Genomic DNA, 20662 nt, shown 5'->3' on the forward strand with positions numbered 1-20662 from the left:
CAGCTGGGTCGCGCAGGGGTTCGCCGAATACCAGAAGCGGCTGTCGCATTGGCTGCCGTTCGAGCTGGTGGAAATCGAACCCGGCCTGCGCGGCAAGGGGCGCGATCCGCGCCGTGCCACCGAGGATGAAGGCAAGCGGGTCATCGCCGCGCTGCCGAAGAACGCTTACGTGGTGGCACTGGACGTGCCGGGGCGGCAGTTGAGTTCCGAGCAGCTGGCGCAGCGCCTGGAGCATTGGCGCGGGCAGGGCCGGGACCTGGCGTTCCTGATCGGTGGCCCGGAAGGGCATTCGCCAGAGGTCTCCGCGCTGGCCGACGAAAAGTGGTCGATCGGACCGCTGACGCTGCCGCACATGCTGGTGCGTCTGGTGGTGGCCGAGCAGCTGTATCGGGCTGCCGCAATGATTGCCAATCACCCCTACCATCGCGCGTGAAGAGTGGTTATACTAGTCGTCTGCCCGAATAGCTCAGCCGGTTAGAGCACTTGACTGTTAATCAGGGGGTCGTTGGTTCGAGTCCAACTTCGGGCGCCACCTTGCAAAACCTGCATCGCGAGATGCAGGTTTTTTTTTGCCGTGTTGTGGCGGCGAGCCCATGCTCGGCTGCATCCTCCAAGCCGGGCACGCGCTCGGCGCTACAGCGTGATCCGGCCCTTCCAGAACGCTGCCAGCGTGGCGATCGCTACTGCCAGGATCGCGCCGAACAGCGCCCACTCCCAGCGCGTGAAAACCGGCTCGCCGCGCTGGCGCCGGGTCTGCGCAAACAGAACAACGCCGGGCACGTACAGCAGCACCGACAGCAGCAGGTTGTTCAGGCCGCCGGCATACACCAGCCACAGCGCGTAGGCGCTGGCCAGCAGCGCGACGACGAAATCGCGCCAGCGCTCGCGTGGCTCACCCGCGTAGGACTGCCCGCGCCAGGCCAGTTGCACGCCGAACGCGGTGGACAGGAAGTAGGGCACCAGGCTCATCGATGCGGCCAGCAGCACCAGGCCGGTGTAGCTGCCCGCATTGAACAGCACCAGCAGCAGGAACAGCTGGATCAGCCCGTTGCTCAACCACAATGCATTGGCCGGCACGCCACGCGCATTCTCGCGTCCCAGGAAGGCGGGCATCGTGCCGTCGCCAGCGGCGGCATACAGCACTTCGGCACACAGCAGCACCCAGGCCAGCAGCGCGCCCAGCACCGAAATGATCGAACCGGCGATGATCACCGTCGCGCCCCATTCGCCGACGATGGCGCGCAGCACGTAGGCCATCGACGGGTTGGGCAGCCCGGCCAGTTCGGCCTGCGACAGCACGCCCATCGACAGCAGGCTGACCAGGACCAGCAGCAGCCAGACCCCCAGGAAACCTATCACCGTGGCACGGCCGACGTCGGCACGGCGCGCGGCACGCCGCGAATAGATGCTGGCGCCTTCGATGCCGATGAACACCCACACGGTGACCAGCATCATGCCGCGCAGTTGCTGGCCGAGGTCGCCGAGCGCAGGCGTGCCGAAGAAGTCGGCGCGGAACACCTCCATGCGGAACGCGCCGGCGGCCAGCACCAGGAACAGTGCGATGGGCAGCAGCTTGGCCACCGTCACCAGGCCGTTGACGATGGCTGCCGTGCGCAGGCCGCGCATCACCAGCAGGTGGACGGTCCACAACAGTACGGACGAAGCGGCCACGGCGGCTGGCGTGTTGCCTTCGCCGAACACCGGCATGAAATGGCCCAGGCCGCTGAAGATCAGCACGAAGAAGCTGGCATTGCCCAGTACCGAAGCGACCCAGTAGCCCCACGCCGCGGAGAAGCCGATGTAGTTGCCGAAGCCTTCGCGTGCATATGCGTAGATGCCGGTGTCCAGGTCCGGACGGCGGTTGGCCAGGGCCTGGAACACTAAGGCCAGCATCAGCATGCCCGCACCGCTCAGCGCCCAGCCGATCATCGCGGCGGCCGGGCCGGCACTGCGGGCAACGTTCTGCGGCAATGAGAAGATGCCGGCGCCGACCATCGAGCCGACTACCAGTGCAGTCAACGCGGGCAGGCCGAGACGTTGGTTGGACGAGGGCATGCTTTGGTTCCCTTGCGGTCATCCCATCGGCCTTTCGGCCGGGGGGGGGCAGCAGTTGCATTCGCGTCATCGATCTTATCCATCTCATCGAGTGCGATGGAAGGTTGGCATAGTGGGCTTCCCTTTATGAGCGCGCACCCCATGACCAAATCGCGGGCCTTTCTCACTCCCGATGGAACCGAGTACGTTACAGCGCAGGCCGTGGGCCACCGTCGCAACAGGGATTATGGTGGAGAACCCACGGGAGATCGCTATTTCTCAACGCATCGTGCAGGTCATCGTCGCCCAGTGAAGCACGTGATGAAGGGGCGGTCGTGGTACTTCGCATATATCGACGGCGTGAAGGGCGGAGCGGCAGCGGGAGGCGAATCGCTGCAGCATCTGTTGTTCAAGGAGGCTTTCAGTCGGCTGGACCATGTGCAGCTGGTTCTTTCGCTTCCTACCGGAAAAGGGCCTCGTCGCTGGCGTGAATCGAGAATCTCGATCTCCCGGGTGGAGCAGGAGTGGCAGGTGCCGGGAAGGGGGGATTATCGGGCAGATCTGTATGTCGAGTTCACCAGCGAAGATGATCTGGGTTCCAAGTGGGACGGGAAGTTCCTGCTTGAGGTCAGGCGATCACATGCTGTGGATGCTGCAAAACAGGATGGCCTCCGGCAACTGGGCATTGCAGTGATCGAAGTGGATATCGGCAGGGTGCCGATCTACGGCTACACCATTCCCGAGGACGAAACCAGTGATGTGGAGGAAGCTCGATACCTCGACAGGATCAAGCGCTTGCTGGAAAGCGAGCGTGGATTCCTGCAGGCGATGGTCCTCAGCAATCCCAGCAGCAACGATTATCTGGAGGCGCTGGTGCGCAGCCAGCAAGAGGAACTGCAGGTGTTGAGCGAGCGGGAAGCCCTGCTGCAGTCCGAGGTGGCAGGGGCGAGTGCACGCAGTCTTGCACTGGAAGAGAGCCACGGCAGGCTAGCTGCCCAGCTGAAGCAGAGCGAGGAGCTGCTTGCCGGCGTACAGAGGGTCGCTGCTGATCTGAGGAAGGAGAAGGTGACGTTGCAGAAGGGGCTGCAGTCCGCTCGTGATGATCTCAATTCGGAGGTCGCCGAACGGCGTCTGTACCAATGTTGCTTCTGGGGCCTCACCGCCGCCGCGGTTCTGCTGATCTGCTTGATGGTCTGGCTATGGTTGTTCGGCTGACGCTGGCTCCACAGTGCCGGGTGGCATTGAAAAAGCAAAAGCCCGGGTGTTGGCCCGGGCCTTTGCAGGTGACGCTGCTGCAGGATTACTTGAACGTGTACTTGGCGCCCACGGTGAAGTAACGGCCCAGTGCACCGGAGAAGTGCATCGGGTTGTAGTTCACGCCGCCGTAGGTGGTCGGATCGAGCGGTGCGATGCGGTCGAACACGTTGGCCACCGAGGCATTGAGCTCGAAGGCGTCGGTGATGTTCCAGCGGCCGGACAGGTCGAAGGTGGTGAACGAAGAGATCTTCGTCACCGGCGTGCCATCCTCGTAGAACGCCTGGTAGTCGCCGCCACGCTTGTCGGTGTTGTCCATCTTGCTGATGTAGTTGGCAACACCGCTCACGCTCCACGCACCCTGCTTCCAGGTGGTGCCGAAGTTGATCTTGTCCTTCGGCGTACCGATGCAGTTGGTCACGTCGCAGTTGCCGTGCGTGCCGGCATAGTCGACGGTCTCATCGCCTTCGGTGCGCTCGAACTTCAGGATGTGGCTCCACTGCAGGTCCAGTTCGAGCTGGCCCGGGCCGATATCGAAGGTCTGGCGGATATCGGTGTCGATACCGCGGACTCGCGACGAACTGGCGTTCACGTAGCCGGTGTTGACGGCCAGGATGCTGCCCGAGTTGGGCACGCCACCGATGTTGTTGGAGTCACGCAGCACGTTGCCGGCCAGAATGGCCGCTGCGGTGTTGCCCTGCACGATCTCGTTGGTGCGCTTGATCTGCCAGGCATCGACGGTCATCGAGGTGGTCGAGGTCGGCTGCAGCACCAGGCCCACCGAGTAGCTCTTGGACTCTTCCGGCTTCAGGTCCTTGTTCGGGCGGGTGATGATCGCGATCGAGCGCGGTGTGCACTCGTCGGCATCGATGGCGCAACGCACCGGATCACGTGCGTTGGAGAAAGCGGCCAGGCCACCGTCACCGTTCTCGGCCGGGTTCGGCGCACGGAAGCCTTCGGCGTAGCTGGCGCGCAGTGCGATCCAGTCGGCCGGGGTCCACTTCACGCCCAGCTTCGGCGTGGCCTTGCCTTCACCGCTTTCGTACTTGTCGTAACGCACGGCGCCGGACAGTTCCAGCTGTTCCAGCACTGGTGCCGACAGTTCGACGTAGCCGGCGTACACGTTCTGGGTGCCGTCGTAGGCCGAATAGCCCAGGCCGATGATGTCACCCTGGTCGGTGTAGGTCTGCGGGGTCAGGCTGTTGCTGGTCTTGCGCCACTCGGTACCGATCGCCAGGCCCAGCGGCCCCCCCTTGAGGTCGGCCAGGCTGCGCGACACGGTGAAGTCGAACATGTCCAGGCTCGACTTGGCACGCGCGCTGATGGTCGGCGAGATGTAGTCGTACAGTGCCTGCGAGTTCAGGTTGGCGTTGTCGCCGATGCGCCAGGTACCACCGGCGCAGTTCGGATTGCCCAGCGCGCACAGCACCGAGCTGTAACGCAGGAAGCCGGTGCGCTTGTTGACCAGGTCGGTGCCCGAATGCAGGTAGGCGGTGTCATAGCTCCAGTCGCCCCAGTTGCCCTTGACGCCGACCAGGAAGCGGTTGAACTCGTTGGTATTGTTGGTCACGCGCGGGCCGACGTCCCACGCGCTGTAGCGCAGGCGCGCCGCATACGGCAGCGGGTTGTCCGGATGGCCGGCATAGAGCATCGTCGCGCCGTCACCGCTGCTGGCGTTCTTCGGGCCGCCGGGGAAGCCCCAGCCGCCGGAAACACCCGACGGGGTATTGCTGAAGATGGTTTCCTTCTTCGAGTAGCCGATCTCGGTGTAGACCTCGCCGCCTTCACCGAAGGCGAAGCTCGCACGGCCGAATACGTTGATGTACTTCTCTTCGGGGGTCAGGTCACGGAACTGCTGGGCCGGATCCCACAGGCAGCCCTGGGCCGCCGAAGAGGCCTCGGTCTGGCCCGGAATGGAGCTCAGGTTGGCGCAGCCCGGCAGGGCGACCAGATGCGGCGACGGCGCATCATTGTTGAACACCGAGCCGTTCGGGCCAACGCCGCCGTTGGTACGGCCGCTGAGGTAGGCGCCGCCGAGGAACTGTGCGTCGGTAGCGTCATAGCCCCACTGGCGCGTGTCGCCGGTACCGATCCACTTGCGGTTCTTGCGGTCGCTGATCTTGATCGCGTCGGACTTGCCGACATCCAGGCTGAAGAATGCGTTCCAGCCATCCTTGGACAGGTCGCCGGTACCGGCGGTCAGGGTGGCCTTCTTGGTATCGCCGTCGCTGTCACCGGACAGGCCGTAGGACGCACGCAGGATCGCACCTTCGAAGTCGCTGCGCAGAATGATGTTCACCACGCCGGCGATGGCATCGGAGCCGTAGATCGCCGATGCGCCGTCCTTGAGCACTTCCACGCGCTCGACGGCATCGAGCGGAATGGTGCTGAGGTCGGTGAACACCTTCTGGCCGTCGTCGGCCAGGCCGTAGGTCGCCATGCGGCGGCCATTCAACAGCACCAGCGTCGAGCCCGCACCGAGGCCGCGCAGCGAGATGCCGGCGCCGCCACCGGCGAAGCCGTTGCCGAAGGTCTTGGGAATGGAGCCGGCGCCATCGGCGGTGATCGTCTGCAGGTACTCGGCCAGCGTGGCCTTGCCACTGCGGTCGATCTCCTGGCGGCTCACCACCTGCACCGGGGACGGCGTCTCGGTGTTGGTGCGGGGGATGTTGGAGCCGGTGACCGTGATGCGGTCGAGGTTGGTGGCTTTCTCCTGCGCGAAGGCGGAGGAGGAAGCGACGGCGCCGGCCAGCAGCAGGGCGCCGCCGGTGAGGATGTGGGTGATGGACGATGCCAGGGTGGTGCGGCGGCGGCTGGCGGGCCGTTGGATCGGGTGTTTCACAGCTTCTCTCCTAACTGGAAAACCGTAGCGTTGAGGGCTGTCGCCGGATCGATACCGGGACGCGCCAATCTAGGTTTCCAGCAGGTGACGAAGTCGTGAATTTTTGCTTAATCAGTAACGCTTGCCCCTGGCATGTCCGCATTTGCCGGGCAGTGGCAGTGGCCGGCCCGGCGCAAGGCCGGGCCGGTGGGACGCTCAGTCCGGCAGCGAGAACTGCACCGGCACCATGCCGATGGCCGGAACCGCCACGCCGTCACGCTGGGCAGGCTCGAAGCGCCAGTGCTTGAGCACCTGCTGGCGGGCGGCCTGGTCCAGGTTGCGCGAGCCGCTGCTGCGCTCGACGCTGACCGCGACCGGCTGGCCACGGGTGTCCACGTCCACCCGCAACAGCACCGTGCCCTGTTCGTGGTTGCGCAGGGACTGGATCGGATAGGTCGGCGGCGGAGCGCTGCGGTACTGCAGCTGGGCGCCGGCCAACGGGGTGGAAGTGTCGATGCTGGGCGCCAGCTGCGGCGGAGCCGGTTCGGCGGCCGGCAATGCGATGCCCTGGGTCTCTTCCACGGTCGCGGTGGGTGCGGGCAGTGGCGGTACCACCGGCTGCGTCCGGGGCTTCGGTACCACCTGGACGATCTCTTTTGGCGGGACCGGAGCCGGCGGCGTCGGCGGTGGCGGGATCTTCTCGATCAGCCGCACCGGAGTCTTTTCACGCGGGGCGTGCACGGCCTGGTAGGTCGCAGGGATGAGCAGCAACAGGAAGGCCAGCAGGTGCAGGGCGATCGCTGCACTCCAGGCGGCGACGCGGGCGGGGTCGAAGTGCGGGGATGCAACGGGATAGGTACGAACCATGATCCACCTCCATGCCAGTGACGAAGTCCTCAACGCACCAGGGTCCGTGGCGGGGTTGCCGCACGCGGCTGGCAGTTCATCAGTAGCGCGGCATGGCGGCCACTGCCTAGAGGCAGGGGCATGCGCGTTGGGCTGGCCTTCAGCCAACGCCGCCGGAATACACGAAAAAGGCGGGCCCCTGCGGGACCCGCCTGTGTCGGCCGTGCCGGGCGCGATCAGCGGCCCAGTTCGAACACCACGTCCAGGTTGACCGAGACGGTCGATTCACCCGGTGCGACCGGGGTGGCCTTGTCCATCGCCGCGCCGGCGGCCATGGTGCGCATCATCGGCATCGGGCGGAAACCGCCGTTGCTGTTCTCGGAAATGCTGACGATGCGGCGCACCTGCAGGCCCAGTGACCTGGCATAGGTCTGGGCGCGGGCCTGGGCCTTCTTCAGGGCGGCCAGGCGGGCTTCGTCATAGACCGGTTCGGGCTGGTCGATCTCAAACTGCGGACCGTTGATCTGGTTGGCACCCTGCGCGGCCAGCGCGTCGAGCACCTTGCCGAGCTTGGCGATGTCGCGGACCTTCAGGCTGACCGTGTTGCTGGCCTGGTAGCCGGTGATCTTCGGTGCCTCATTGTCGGCATAGCGGTACTGCGGGTTGAGGCTGACGCCGCTGGTCTGCACGTCGCGCTCGGCGATGCCGGCGGCCTTGATCGCGGCCAGTACCTTGTCCATCTGCTGGGCGTTCTGGCGCATGGCGCTGTTGCCGTCGGCTGCCTGGGTGACCACACCGGCCGACAGGGTGGCGACGTCCGGCACGCGGGTGGCCTCGGCATTGGCCGAGATGTTCAGCAGGGTGCCTTCGGCCGCGGCGGCGATCGACGGCGACGACGGAGCGGCATGAGCAGTCATCGAGGTTCCAAGGGCGAGGGACAGGGCAAGCAGCAGCGGGGTGGCGGTCAGGCGCATGGGATCTCCTTGTTGTGCCGGTGAGGGTGGTGTCGTAGCGATGAACGCGCTGTGAGCCTGATCGGGGTTGTACGCGTTCCGTAACGGGTTGCCGACGATTCAGGTGGCGGCCTCAGGTTATGCTGTGCCGATGCTCTATCTTGCTTCCCGCTCCCCCCGACGCAACCAGCTGCTGGCCCGACTCGGACGCCCCTTCCAGGCCCTTGACCTGGAGGTCGTCGAGCAGCGCGCGGCCACTGAAAGCGCCGAACAGTATGTATGCCGGGTCGCCGCCGACAAGGCGCGCGCCGGGCTGGCCCGGGTGCTGGCCGACGACCCGCAGGCGCGGGTGCTTGGTTCGGATACCGAGGTCGTGCTGGATGGCGAGGTCTTCGGCAAGCCGGTCGATGCCGCTGACGCGCGGGCGATGCTGGCGCGGCTGGCCGGGCGCACCCACCAGGTGATGACCGCCGTGGTGGTGGTCGGTGCGGGCGGCCTGGACAGCGAGCTGGTCATTTCCGAAGTGACCTTCGCCCCGATCGACGCCGCCGACATCGCCGCCTATGTCGCCACCGGCGAGCCGCTGGACAAGGCCGGTGCCTACGCCATCCAGGGCGGGGCCGAACGCTGGATCGAACATCTTTCCGGCAGCTACTCCGGCGTGATGGGGCTGCCGCTGCTGCATACCGATCGTCTGCTGGCGCGCTGTGGCGTGCCGGTCCCCACTGCCGATGCCGCCAGGGAGGCTGCCGATGTCTGAGGAAATCCTGGTCAATGTGACCCCGCGCGAGACCCGGGTCGCGGTGATCGAAAACGGCATGCTGCAGGAACTGCACATCGAGCGCGGTTGGCGCCGTGGCGTGGTCGGCAACATCTACAAGGGCAAGGTGCAGCGGGTCATGCCCGGCATGCAGGCCGCCTTCGTCGAAGTCGGCCTGGAGCGCGCCGCGTTCCTGCACGCCAACGACGTGGTGCGCCCGGCACCGGTGGCCAGCGCCGACACCGAGAACACCACCCTGCCGCCGCCGGCCAGCGTGCCGATCGTCGAGCTGCTGCGTGACGGCCAGGACATCGTGGTGCAGGTGGTGAAGGACCCGATCGGCACCAAGGGCGCCCGCCTGACCACGCAGATCAGCATTCCCTCGCGCTACATGGTGCTGCTGCCGCAGTCCAAGGTAGTGGGCGTGTCGGCGCGCATCGAGGACGAAACCGAGCGCGCCCGCCTGAAGGCGCTGGTGACCGAACTGTCGGCGCAGCATGGTGGCTACGGTTACATCGTGCGGACCAACGCCGAAGGGCAGCCGGCCGAGGCCATCGCCGAGGACATCGCCTACCTGTCGCGCGTGTGGAACGTGGTCGAGCGCCGCGGCCGCGAAGCGCCGTCGTGCAGCATCATCTATGAAGACCTGAGCCTGCCGCTGCGGTCCGTGCGTGACCTGATCCGCAAGGACGTGGACAAGGTGAAGGTGGACTCGAAGGAGACCTTCGGCCAGCTGCAGGCCTTCGTCGCCAAGTACATGCCGGTGCTGGCCGAAAAGCTGGAGCTGTATTCCGGCGACCGCCCGATCTTCGACATGTTCGGCGTGGAAGACGAGATCGGCCGCGCGCTGGACAAGCAGGTGCCGCTCAAATCCGGTGGCTACCTGGTGATCGACCAGACCGAGGCGATGACCACCATCGACGTCAATACCGGCTCGTTCCTCGGCCAGCGCAACCTGGAAGAGACGGTGTTCCGCACCAACCTGGAAGCGGCGCAGGCAGTGGCGCGTCAGCTGCGGCTGCGCAACCTGGGCGGCATCATCATCATCGACTTCATCGATATGGATGATGCAGAGCATCGCCGTCAGGTGCTGCGCACGCTGGAAAAGGCGCTGGCCCGCGACCATGCCAAGACCACGGTGTACGACTTCTCGCCGCTGGGCCTGGTGGAGATGACCCGCAAGCGCACGGTGGAAAGCCTGGAGCGCCAGCTGTCGGAGACCTGCCCGCAGTGCAGTGGCCGCGGCAGCATCAAGACCACCGAGACGGTGACCTACGAGATCTTCCGCGAGATCACCCGTGCCGTGCGCCAGTTCGATGCCGCGCGCCTGCTGGTGATCGCATCGACCAAGGTGGTCGCGCGCATCACCGATGAGGAATCCTCGGCGGTGGCCGAGCTGGAAGAGTTTCTCGGCAAGAGCATCCGCTTCCAGGCGGATGAGCAGTACCTGCAGGAGCAATTCGATGTCGTTCTGCTCTGATCCTCGCCGGCTGCAGGCCGGCGGTGGCCGATGAGCGCGCCGCCGCGCCTGCGACTGCGAAGGATCCGCCGTCATTTCATTGCCGCCTGTGCGGTGGGCCTGGTCGGGCTTGCACTGCTGGTGGGTACCTTCAGCCAGCTGCTGCCGCTGGCCGAGCGTCATCCCGACAGGATCGCCGCCTGGCTGAGTGAGCGGGCCGGCCAGCCGGTGCGTTTCGAGCAGCTGCAGACGGCCTGGACCCGTCGTGGCCCGCTGCTGCAGCTGAAGGGCCTGCGCATCGGCGCCGGACAGGGCCTGGCGATCGGCGAGGCCGAGGTGCTGGTATCGATGTACAGCGGGCTGCTGCCCGGGCGCTCGCTGACCGAATTGCGCCTGCGTGGCCTGGCCCTGGACCTGCAGCAGGGCGAAGACGGACGCTGGTCGGTGCGCGGGTTGCCGCAATCCGACAACGGGGGGGATCCGCTGGATGCGTTGCGCCGGCTCGGCGAGCTGCAGGTGATCGGCGGCCGTCTGGGCGTGCACGCGCCGGGGATCGGCATCGACACCACGCTGCCGCGCATCGACCTGCGCATGCGGGTCAATGGCGATCGCCTGCGCGTGGGTGTACGCGCCTGGGCGCAGGCCGAAGCGCTGCCGCTGACCGCGGTACTGGACGTGGACCGCATGCGCGGCAACGGCCAGGCCTGGCTGGGTGCCGACCCGGTCGATTTCCATGCCTGGTCGCCCTTGCTGGCGGCCGGCGGCGTGCGCCTGCGCGAGGGCAAGGGCGAGCTGAACCTGTGGCTGACCCTGCGTGATTTCGCGCCGGTCGCGCTGACCACCGATTCGGACCTGCGGGACGTGCGCGTCGACGGTGCACCGATGCCCGGCGTGGCAGCGCCGCAGCTGCAGCTGCAGCGGCTGCAGGTCCGCCTGCGCTGGCAGCGCCAGGCCGATGGCTGGGCGTTGCAGGTGCCGCGCCTGCGCCTGAAGACCGAAGATGGCGCACAGCAGCTCGATGGCCTGCAGCTGCAGATCGGCAAGCAGCTGCGGGTGAACGCCGGTGCGGTGCAGGCCGGCATCGCACTGCGTGCGCTGGCTCTGAGTGATCGCCTTGAGCCGGGCCTGCGTCGCTGGCTGTTCCTGTCCAGGCCGCAGCTGGAGGTGCGCCGATTGCAGCTGGCCGGCGAACGCGATGGCCCGTTGCGGGCACAGGGCGAACTGCAGTCACTGGGCTTTGCCAGCGTCGGTGATTCTCCGGGCCTGCGCGGCCTGGGTGGACATTTCGAAGGCGATGCCGATGGCTTCAGCCTGCAGCTGCAGCCGCAACGGCAGCTGCAGTTCGATTGGCCGACCGGCTTTGGCGTGCGGCATGACCTGCATCTGGCCGGACAGGTCGTGGGGTGGCGCGACGAGGGCGGCGGTTGGCGGATCGGAACGCCGGCCATGCGCGTGGAAGGCACCGACTACGCGGCCGACGTGCGCGGCGGCGTCTGGTTCCAGGGCGACGGTACGCGGCCATGGCTGCAGCTGGCCGCGAAGCTGGACGACGTGCCGATGACGGCGGCCAAGCGCTTCTGGATCCACTCCAAGATGAGCAAGGGCGCCACCGACTGGCTGGACATGGCACTAGCCGGCGGCCAGGTGCGTGGGGGTGTCGGCCTGGTCACCGGTGACCTGGACGACTGGCCGTTCGACAACAATGATGGCCGCTTCGAGGCCACCGGCCACATCACCAATGGCGACATCCGCTTCCAGCACGACTGGCCGCTGATGCGCCAGGTCGACGCCGACATCGCCTTCATCGGCCCTGGCTTCGACATGCGTGGACGGGGTGATCTTGCCGGCGTGGCGGTACAGAAATTCGAAGCGGGCATTCCGGACTTCGGCCATCAGCCGCTGTACGTGCGCGCCGACGCGCCGAGCGAGGCCGGCAAGCTGCTGGCGATGCTGCGCCAGAGCCCGTTGCACAAGGATTACGGCGATACGCTGGACAACCTGGTCGCCAGTGGTCCGGCGCATGTGACTTTCGATCTGCTGCAGCCGCTGCACCACGATGAAGGCGGTGGTCATCTGCAGGGGACGGTCGACCTGACCGGCGTGAAGCTGGTCGACAAGCGCTTCCAGCTGGCCTTCGACAACATGCGAGGGCAGGCGCGCTACAGCAATGGCGGCTTCGGCGCTGAGGAACTGGCGGTGCGCCACCTCGGCCAGGATGGCCGCCTGAGCCTGCGCGCTGGTGGCTACGTGCACGACAGCACGCGGGCTTTCGAATCGCAGCTGACGGCGCATCTTGATGCGGGCGTACTGATCGACCGCGCACCGGAAATGACCTGGCTCAAGCCCTACATCACCGGCACTTCAGCGTGGACCATCGCGGTCAACCTGCCCAAGGTGGCCCCGGGGGCGCCCGCGCCGCCGAGTGAACTGCGGTTGAGTTCGGACCTGGTCGGCACCCGGCTGGACCTGCCGGCACCGCTGGACAAGCCGGCCGCCGAAGCGCTGGCGACCACGGTGGCCGCGCAGTTGCCGATGGGCGCCGGCCGCATCGATGTGGCCTTCGGCCAGCGCCTGGCCCTGGCCGCACGCAGCCACAACAACCAGACCGGCGTGCAGGTCACGCTGGGCAGTGATCATGTTGATCGTGAGCCGCCGCCGAGCGGGCTGACGGTCAATGGCCGCAGCGCGACGCTGGATGCGCTGGAGTGGATCGGCCTGGCGCGGGGTGGCGGGGACGACGATGCGATGCCGCTGCGAGCGGTGGACGTGCAGGTTGGCCAGTTGAAGCTGATCGGCGGCGTGTTCGAGCAGACCCGGCTGCAGCTGCACCCGGGCTCACAGGCACTGGATGTGCGGCTGGACGGCCCGTCGCTGGCCGGACGCCTGACTGTCCCCAATGCGGACGGTGGCACGATCAGTGGCCAGCTTGACCGCGTGCACTGGCAGTCACTGCCGGCGGCACCGGGCGCGCCGGTTGCACCGGCGCGGGTACAGGCCGGTGCCAACGACATGGACCCGGCCAAGCTGCCGCCGTTCGCGCTGGACATTGCCGACCTGAAGTTCGGCAAGGTGGTGCTGGGCCAGGCGGTGCTGCGCACGCGACCGTTGGCCAATGGCCTGAACGTGGATGCGCTGCGTTTCCGTGCGCCGGACCAGGAGATCGACATCAGCGGTCGCTGGCTGGGCCGGACCGGTGGTGCCCGTACCGAGTTGACCGCACAGGTGCGCAGCGAGGATCTGGGTGGGTTGATGCAGAATCTTGATTACGGCGGCCAGTTGCGCGGCGGTTCCGGCCAGGCGCAGTTGCAGGCCTCGTGGAGCGGAGGCCCGTCGGACTTCCAGCTGGGCAACCTGCAGGGCAGCCTCGACCTGCACGCGCGCAATGGCCAGCTGCTGGAGCTGGAGCCAGGCGCCGGCCGCGTGCTGGGCCTGCTCAGCGTCGCGCAGCTGCCGCGGCGCCTGATGTTCGACTTCCGCGACTTTTTCTCCAAGGGCTTCGCGTTCAACCAGATCGACGGCAGCATGCAGTTCGGCCAGGGCATGGCGCGCACCGACAAGGTGCTGATCGAAGGCCCGGCGGCCAACATCACCATCCGTGGCCAGGCCGACCTGCGCAACCAGCGGTTCGACCAGACCATCGACGTCAACCCGCGCGCGGGCAACCTGCTGACCGTGGTCGGTGCGGTGGCCGGCGGCCCGGTGGGGGCCGCGCTGGGCGCGGCCACCAATGCGGTATTGTCCAAGCCGCTGGGCGAGATTGGCGCCCGAACCTACAAGGTGACCGGTCCATGGAAGGAGCCGAAGGTGGAAGTGATCGAGCGCAGCCGCGACAAGTCCCCATCACCGCCCGAGCCGGCGTCTGCACCGGCCATTCCGCCGACCGTCACCGACCTGCCGCGCTCGCGCTGAGCGCGGTTCCCTGTTCACGGGGCTTGCCTGAGCGCCCCCGCACCCCCAGATCGAAACCATGACTGATATCGCCCTGACGCTTGCCCAAGACCGCCTGCTTCGCCCCGGCGGCCTGGATACCGCTGGCCTTGAGCGCACCTTCGGCCAGTTGCTCGGCCCCGGTGTCGACTTCGGCGACCTTTATTTCCAGCACGCCCGCCGCGAGAGCTGGAGCGTGGAAGACGGCATCGTCAAGGACGGTGCCCATTCCATCGAGCAGGGGGTGGGCGTACGTGCGATTTCCGGCGAGAAGACCGGATTTGCGTACTCCGATGACATCCATGCCGACGCGCTGCTGGCGGCGGCGCAGTCGGCGCGCGCGATCTCGCGTGAGGGCGGTGCGCAGTCCGGGCGATCGCTGCTGCGCGGCAATGCGCGCGCACTGTACCCGGCGCTGGACCCGATCGATGGTATCGGCAACGAAGCCAAGGTCGAGGTGCTCAAGCGCCTGGATGGTTACCTGCGTGCCGCCGACCCGCGCGTGAGGCAGGTGATGGTGAGCCTGTCCGGCGGCGTCGATACGGTGCTGATCGCCCGCAGCGACGGTGTGCTGGCGGCCGATGTGCGTCCGCTGGTACGCCTGAATGTGCAGGTGATCGTCGAGCACAACGGCCGTCGCGAGTCCGGCTATGCCGGTGGCGGTGGCCGTTATGGCTACGAAGACCTGTTTGCCAGCGGCCGCCCCGAAGCCCTCGCCCAGGAAGCGCTGCGCCAGGCGCTGGTGAACCTGGAAGCAGTGCCGGCGCCGGCCGGCATGATGCCGGTGGTGCTCGGCCCGGGTTGGCCGGGCGTGCTGCTGCACGAAGCGGTCGGCCACGGCCTGGAAGGCGACTTCAACCGCAAGGGCACCAGCGTCTACGCCGGCCGCATCGGCGAGCGTGTGGCGGCACCGGGGGTGACCATCGTCGACGACGGCACCCTCGACGGCCGCCGCGGTTCGTTGAACATCGACGATGAAGGCCACCCCAGCCAGTGCACCACGCTGATCGAGGACGGCATCCTGGTCGGCTACATGCAGGACAGCCTCAATGCGCGGCTGATGGGCATGGCCCCGACCGGCAACGGGCGCCGCGAATCGTTCGCGCACCTGACCATGCCACGCATGACCAACACCTACATGCGCGCCGGCGAGCACGATCCGCAGGAGATGATCCGTTCGGTGAAGAAGGGCCTGTACGCGGTCAACTTCGGCGGTGGCCAGGTCGACATCACCAGTGGCAAGTACGTGTTCTCGGCCACCGAGGCCTACCTGATCGAGGACGGCCGTATCACCACGCCGGTGAAGGGCGCGACCCTGATCGGCAACGGCCCGGAAACCATGCAGAAGGTGCGCATGGTCGGCAATGACCTGGCCCTGGACGAGGGCGTGGGCATCTGCGGCAAGGACGGGCAGAGCGTGCCCGTGGGGGTCGGCCAGCCCTCGCTGTTGATCGAGGGCATCACCGTCGGCGGTACCCAGGCCTGAGCGTGGCGATGGCCACAGCAACCGCCCGGGCCGGCGCGGACTCAGTCCTCGTCGGCTTCGCCGGTCCCGATGTGGTCGGCGTCTTCGGCGCCGGCCTTCAGGCCCAGCGCGGCCGGCAGCATCAGGCCGCGCAGCACCTGGAAGATCTCGCGGTAAGCGCGCGGCGGCTTGTTCTTCGCCTTTTCGGCCTGCGCGTTGCGTACCAGCGTGCGCAGCTGCTGGCGGTCCGCCTGCGGATAGTCATCGAGCAGGGCGGCCAGCGCCTTGTCACCGTCGGCCAGCAGGCGGTCGCGCCAGTCTTCCACGCGGTGCATCATCGCCACTTCGCGGCGGCCGGTTTCGCTGTTGGCGTCCAGCGCATCGCGGATCGCATCCAGCGTGGCCTCTTCTTCGCGGCGCATGTGCTTGGCCAGGAACGCCAGTTGGCGCTTGTGGGCGATGTGGGCGGTGATGCGCTTGCACTCGGCGATGTGCGGCAGCAGGTCTTCCGGAATCGGCAGGCGCGCCAGCTGGGCCGGGGTCAGCGACACCAGCTTCTCACCCAGGGCCAGCACGTCGAGTGCATCGCGCCGGTTCTGGCTGCGGCTCTTGTCGTGGAATTCACCGGTTTCTTCGTCGCGTCCGCGCATCGTCCCTACCTGATTTCAAAAAAAGTCGCCCGGCGTGATGCCGGGCCCAACCCGTACAGGATAAAGCATTGAACGTGATCGCCCCTGAAGTGGCCGTCGGCGACGACAGCCTGGCCCGGCTGGAACGGCTGGCCGACCTCTCCCAGCAGCTGCTCGACCGCGCCCGCGCGCTGGGCGCCAGCCAAGCCGAGGTCAGCTGCAGCGAGGACCGGGGCCTGGAGGTCAATGTCCGCCTCGGCGAGGTCGAGACTGTGCAGTCCACGCGTGACCGTGGCATCGCCGTGACCGTCTATTTCGGGCAGCGCAAGGGCAGTGCCAGCACTGGCGACCTGAACGAGGCCAGCCTGGCCGCTACGGTCGAGCAGGCCTGCGCGATTGCCCGGCATACCGAGGATGACCCGGCCGCCGGCCTGGCCGAGGCCGCGCTGATGGCCACCGACTTCCCGGACCTGGATGGCTGGCACCCGTGGGCGCTGCAGGCCGATGAGGCGGTGGACCTGGCCCTGGCCTGCGAGGCCGCTGGCCGCGAGGCCGATGCGCAGATCCGCAATTCCGAGGGCGCTTCCGTATCGAGCATGCAGAGCCTGTCGGTGTACGCCAATTCGCATGGCTTCTTCGGTCGTGAGCGAGGCACCCACCATTCGGTCGGCTGCGCGCTGATCGCCGGGCAGGGCGACGGCATGCAGCGCGATGGCTGGTATACCAGCGCGCTGGCGCAGGGGGACCTGGAAGACGTGGGTCTGGTCGGCCGCCGCGCCGCCGAGCGCACCGTGGCCCGCCTGCAGCCGCGTTCGTTGGCCACTGGCAGCATGCCGGTGCTGTTCGCCCCGGAAGTGGCGCGCAGCCTGGTCGGCCACCTGCTGTCGGCAGTGTCCGGCGGCGCGTTGTACCGCCAGGCCAGTTTCCTGCTGGACAGCGTCGGCCAGCGCCTGTTCCCGGAGTGGATGCAGATTGACGAACTGCCGCACCTGCGCCGCGGCCTGCGCTCGGCCGCCTTCGACGGCGACGGCGTGGCCACCCGTGCTTCGGCGCTGGTCCGTGACGGCGTGCTGCAGCGCTATGTGCTGGGCAGCTATTCGGCGCGCAAGCTGGGCCTGCAGACCACCGCCAATGCTGGCGGTGTGCACAACCTGCAGCTGGCGGCCAATGCCGGCTCGCTCGAAGAGATCGCCCGGCAGATGGGTGACGGCCTGCTGGTGACCGAGCTGATGGGGCAAGGTGTGAACGGGGTGACCGGCGACTATTCGCGCGGCGCCGGCGGCTTCCGTGTCGAGAACGGCGAGATCCAGTACCCGGTGGACGGCATCACCATCGCCGGCAACCTGCGCGAGATGTTCAGCAGCATCGAGGCGGTCGGCAGCGACGTCGACCCGCGCTCGCACATCCGGACCGGCTCGATCCTGCTGGGGCGGATGACCATTGCCGGTAATGATTGATGGCATCGATGGCGTAAGCTATGCCCGCCTGACGCATCCAGCTTGGTGCTGGTGGGTCAAGACCACCCAATGAAAAGGAGTTTTGTCGTGAGTGAATTCGATAACGTCCCGCCGCCGCCGGCAACCACCAATGCCCCGGCCGACCAGCGCACGATGGCGCTGGCCGCGCACCTGCTGGGCATCTTCACCTGGTTCATCGGCCCGCTGATCATCTGGCTGATCAACAAGGATGACGCCAGCAAGTCCTTCGTGACAGACCAGGCCAAGGAAGCGCTGAACTTCCAGATCACCATCACCATCGCGATGCTGATCTGCATCGTGCTGACCATCGTGATCATCGGCGGCATCCTGGCGCCGATCGTCGGCATCCTGAACCTGGTGTTCTGCATCATCGCCGCCGTGAAGGCCAACAACGGCGAAGCCTACCGCTACCCGTTCGCGCTGCGCCTGATCAAGTAATTCCGGCCGCACGCGCAAACAGGAACGCCCGGCATTGCCGGGCGTTCCTGTTTGGCGGCAGCATCACGCCAGCGATCAGTGATCGCGTTCCACCGCCAGCGTGGCCAGCGCGCGCAGCGCGTCGGCCTCTTCGCCATGGCCGGCCAACGTAGCCTGCATGCGTGCGGCCAGTTCGCGCAGCTGCGCCTTCGCACCGTCCATGCCGAGCAGCGCGGGGAAGGTGCTCTTGTCCTGCGCCTGGTCCTTGCCGGCGGTCTTGCCCAGCTGTTCGGAACTGGCTTCGACATCGAGGATGTCATCGCGGACCTGGAAGGCCAGGCCGAGCGCGTCGGCGAAGCCGTCCAGCTGGGCCAGCTGTGGTTCGTGGGCCTGGCCGCACAGCGCTCCCATGCGCACCGCTGCACGGATCAGCGCGCCGGTTTTCAGCGCGTGCATGCGGGTCAGTGCCGCCAGCGTCTGCTGCTGGCCGGTGGCATCGATGTCCAGCGCCTGGCCGCCGCACATGCCGGAGGCACCGGAGGCGTGGGCCAGGGTCTGCAGGCAGGCCACGCGCAGCGTGGCGGGCAGTGGCGCATCGGCCAGCAGGCCGAAGGCACGGGTCTGCAGGGCGTCGCCGGCCAGGATCGCGGTGGCTTCGTCGAAGGCGATGTGGGTGGTCGGCTTGCCGCGGCGCAGCGCGTCGTCGTCCATGGCCGGCAGGTCGTCGTGCACCAGCGAATACGCGTGGATGAGCTCGACGGCCATCGCCGCTGCGTCAAGGTGTTCAGGCTGCGCGCCAAACAGATGACCACTGGCGTACACAAGCAGCGGTCGCATGCGTTTGCCACCGCCCAGCACCGAATAGCGCATGGCCTGGTGCAGGCGCTGCGGTGCTTCGGCGGGCGAGGGCAGGGCGGCGTCGAGCTGGCTTTCGATACGGTCGCGCCAGCGCGCGAACAGAACCTCAGCCGTCATGGCTGGGCGGATCGAAAGGCTCGGATGCTTCCGGCTGCGCCGGATCGCTGAGCAGGCGCACGCGCAGTTCGGCCCGTTCCAGCGCCTGCTGGCACTGGCGGTACAGACCGACGCCGCGTTCGTAAGCACTGAGCGAGGCTTCCAGGCTCAGCTCGCCGGTTTCCATCTGCTCCACCAGCTGTTCCAGCGATTCGAGCGACTGCTCGAACTGGGCGACCGGGGAGGCGTTTTCGGGGGACTTCTTGGCCATGCGGCAAGTGTGGACGGGCTGCGCGCGGGGGTCAATTCACCAGCCGCCGGGACGCCACTGCAGCTGAGCATTCTGGGCCTGCAACCAGGCTTGCAGAGGGGCCGCAATGACCACGTCGCCGGCAGCGAGCAACTGTGGCCCATCGAAGATCAGCGGCAGCTGGGCGCGCCGCCAGGGGGCCAGGTGCTCGCGTTGCAGGCAGTCCTTCAGTGCATGCGAATGCGGGCGACCGGGCAGCACGATGCGCTCGCCGCCCACGCGCGCACGGACCTGAAGCGGGCGTTCGAAGGCCACGGCGCCCTGCAGGCGCAGTTGGCCACCATCGGGCAGCGGCAGGGGGGCACGCCCATCCCATTCGGCCTGCCATCCGCGGGGCAGCGATGGCAGCTGCGCGGGCAGCAGATAGGCGTGCTCGCGCCATTGCTGGATGGCATGCTCGTGCCAGCGCAGCCGCGCCTGGCGATCGTTGCTGGCCGGCAGCAGTTCGTGCAGACCCTGCTGCAGTACCGTGGCCGGCAGTGGGGCGGCACCGTGGCCGATCACCCAGGCGCGCAGCACGCGCGCGGCACGCCCCGGTGACACCTGGCGCAGCAGCTGCAGCGAAAGCACGCGTGGTGCCACTTCCAGGTGCGCGATCAGCTCGGCGTCTTCCTCGTCCAGCAGAGCACGGGTCTGCCCGCAGTGCATTGCGCTGCCCGCCAATGCCGCAGCCGCATGCGGCCAGCGCTGGCGCAGCAACGGCAGCACCTGCAGGCGCAGGAAGTTGCGATCGGCGTGGTCGTGGCCATTGCTGGGGTCTTCGATCCAGCGCAGCGCGTGCTGTCGCGCGTAGTCGAGCAGTGCGCTGCGTGGCACCGCCAGCAGCGGCCGCCATAGAGGCTGTTCGCCAAGGCGGCTGTGTGCGGACATCGCGGCAAGGCCATCGACGCCGGATCCGCGCAGGGCACGAAGCAGGAAGGTCTCGGCCTGATCGTCCTGGTGCTGCGCCAGTGCCAGCGTTTCGCCGTCGCGCAGTTCGGCGGCGAACGCTGCACGTCGTGCCTGCCGCGCCGCGCCTTCAAGGCCGAGGCCCGCGCGCTTGTCGACCTGCACGTGATGCACGGCCAGTTCAATGCCCAGTGCCGCGCATTGCTGCTGGCAATGCAGCACCCAGGCGTCCGCATCGGCCTGCAGGCCATGGTGTACGTGCACCGCACGCAGCGCCGTGCCGGAGGCCTGTGCGCAGCGCCACAGCCAGTGCAGCAGCACGGTCGAGTCGACACCGCCGCTGTAACCCACCAGCAGCGGCGCATCCAGCGGAACGAGGGCAGGGAAGGCAGTCACGGCGGCAAGTATAGGGTGGGGTTTGCTTGGCAGGGCTGCGCCCTGCACCTGCTACGAGCCAGAGCAACAGC

16 protein-coding genes and 1 tRNA gene are annotated in these 20662 nt (G+C 67.4%); 9 read left to right on the plus strand and 8 right to left on the minus strand.

What is annotated here, in order from left to right:
* Positions 1–433, plus strand: a 433-nt coding sequence (rlmH, locus tag N5E02_RS15025; protein WP_279925054.1) for a 23S rRNA (pseudouridine(1915)-N(3))-methyltransferase RlmH, incomplete at its 5' end; no start/stop codon positions are given.
* Positions 434–455: 22 nt separating this feature from the next.
* A tRNA-Asn gene (locus tag N5E02_RS15030) sits at positions 456–532 on the plus strand.
* A 101-nt stretch (positions 533–633) separates the two neighbouring features.
* On the opposite strand, the gene arcD is transcribed toward N5E02_RS15030, so the two are convergent.
* Positions 634–2055 carry an arginine-ornithine antiporter gene (arcD, locus tag N5E02_RS15035; protein ID WP_279946436.1) on the minus strand — a complete coding sequence of 474 codons (1422 nt, stop codon included), beginning with the start codon at positions 2053–2055 and terminating at the stop codon, positions 634–636.
* Positions 2056–2196: 141 nt separating this feature from the next.
* Here arcD and N5E02_RS15040 point away from each other — a divergent pair, with 141 nt between their 5' ends.
* On the plus strand, positions 2197–3249 hold the full coding sequence (locus N5E02_RS15040) for a hypothetical protein (RefSeq protein WP_155760304.1): 1053 nt from the start codon (positions 2197–2199) through the stop codon (positions 3247–3249).
* Positions 3250–3334: 85 nt separating this feature from the next.
* Here N5E02_RS15040 and N5E02_RS15045 read toward each other — a convergent pair whose 3' ends face one another.
* From N5E02_RS15045 to N5E02_RS15055, 3 genes are all read right to left on the minus strand, one after another.
* On the minus strand, positions 3335–6130 hold the full coding sequence (locus tag N5E02_RS15045) for a TonB-dependent receptor (RefSeq protein WP_005418098.1): 2796 nt from the start codon (positions 6128–6130) through the stop codon (positions 3335–3337).
* 195 nt (positions 6131–6325) lie between these two features.
* Positions 6326–6976 (minus strand): energy transducer TonB, encoded by a 651-nt coding sequence (locus tag N5E02_RS15050; protein WP_279946437.1) that lies wholly within the window; start codon positions 6974–6976, stop codon positions 6326–6328.
* Between the two features lie 215 nt (positions 6977–7191).
* Complete coding sequence (locus tag N5E02_RS15055) at positions 7192–7929, minus strand: SIMPL domain-containing protein (protein WP_005418081.1); 738 nt, start codon at positions 7927–7929, stop codon at positions 7192–7194.
* A 130-nt stretch (positions 7930–8059) separates the two neighbouring features.
* Here N5E02_RS15055 and N5E02_RS15060 point away from each other — a divergent pair, with 130 nt between their 5' ends.
* Genes N5E02_RS15060 through tldD form a run of 4 tightly spaced genes read left to right on the plus strand, consistent with a single transcriptional unit; the run spans position 8060 to position 15540 of the window.
* Complete coding sequence (locus tag N5E02_RS15060; RefSeq protein ID WP_065179231.1) at positions 8060–8668, plus strand: Maf family nucleotide pyrophosphatase; 609 nt, start codon at positions 8060–8062, stop codon at positions 8666–8668.
* Positions 8661–10148, plus strand: coding sequence for a ribonuclease G (gene rng, locus N5E02_RS15065; RefSeq protein ID WP_005418079.1), 1488 nt, complete (start codon positions 8661–8663; stop codon positions 10146–10148). The genes N5E02_RS15060 and rng overlap by 8 nt, the downstream gene beginning before the upstream one ends.
* A gap of 30 nt (positions 10149–10178) precedes the next feature.
* The gene (locus N5E02_RS15070) at positions 10179–14036 is read left to right on the plus strand and encodes a YhdP family protein (protein WP_279946438.1); all 3858 of its coding nucleotides are present in this window, start codon (positions 10179–10181) and stop codon (positions 14034–14036) included.
* A gap of 58 nt (positions 14037–14094) precedes the next feature.
* Positions 14095–15540, plus strand: a complete 1446-nt coding sequence (gene tldD / locus N5E02_RS15075) for a metalloprotease TldD (RefSeq protein ID WP_005418077.1) — start codon at positions 14095–14097, stop codon at positions 15538–15540.
* Positions 15541–15581: 41 nt separating this feature from the next.
* On the opposite strand, the gene yjgA is transcribed toward tldD, so the two are convergent.
* On the minus strand, positions 15582–16169 hold the full coding sequence (gene yjgA / locus N5E02_RS15080; protein ID WP_095377645.1) for a ribosome biogenesis factor YjgA: 588 nt from the start codon (positions 16167–16169) through the stop codon (positions 15582–15584).
* Positions 16170–16237: 68 nt separating this feature from the next.
* On the opposite strand from yjgA, the gene pmbA reads away from it, so the two are divergent.
* On the plus strand, positions 16238–17605 hold the full coding sequence (pmbA, locus tag N5E02_RS15085; RefSeq protein WP_279946439.1) for a metalloprotease PmbA: 1368 nt from the start codon (positions 16238–16240) through the stop codon (positions 17603–17605).
* Positions 17606–17692: 87 nt separating this feature from the next.
* Positions 17693–18064, plus strand: a complete 372-nt coding sequence (locus tag N5E02_RS15090; protein WP_065179227.1) for a DUF4870 domain-containing protein — start codon at positions 17693–17695, stop codon at positions 18062–18064.
* Positions 18065–18139: 75 nt separating this feature from the next.
* Here the strand turns inward: N5E02_RS15090 and N5E02_RS15095 are convergent, their stop codons facing one another.
* The 3 genes from N5E02_RS15095 to tilS are packed head-to-tail and all read right to left on the minus strand — an operon-like array spanning position 18140 to position 20591.
* Positions 18140–19018: a farnesyl diphosphate synthase gene (locus N5E02_RS15095; RefSeq protein ID WP_111126997.1), complete on the minus strand. Its 879-nt coding sequence runs from the start codon at positions 19016–19018 to the stop codon at positions 18140–18142.
* Positions 19008–19268 carry an exodeoxyribonuclease VII small subunit gene (locus N5E02_RS15100; RefSeq protein WP_111126999.1) on the minus strand — a complete coding sequence of 87 codons (261 nt, stop codon included), beginning with the start codon at positions 19266–19268 and terminating at the stop codon, positions 19008–19010. Before N5E02_RS15100 ends, N5E02_RS15095 begins: the two co-directional genes overlap by 11 nt.
* Positions 19269–19304: 36 nt before the next feature.
* The gene (tilS, locus tag N5E02_RS15105; RefSeq protein WP_162911593.1) at positions 19305–20591 is read right to left on the minus strand and encodes a tRNA lysidine(34) synthetase TilS; all 1287 of its coding nucleotides are present in this window, start codon (positions 20589–20591) and stop codon (positions 19305–19307) included.
* Between the last annotated feature and the right edge of the window lie 71 nt (positions 20592–20662).

Source organism: Stenotrophomonas sp. GD03777 (assembly GCF_029842485.1).
Classification (GTDB): Bacteria; Pseudomonadota; Gammaproteobacteria; order Xanthomonadales; family Xanthomonadaceae; genus Stenotrophomonas; species Stenotrophomonas sepilia.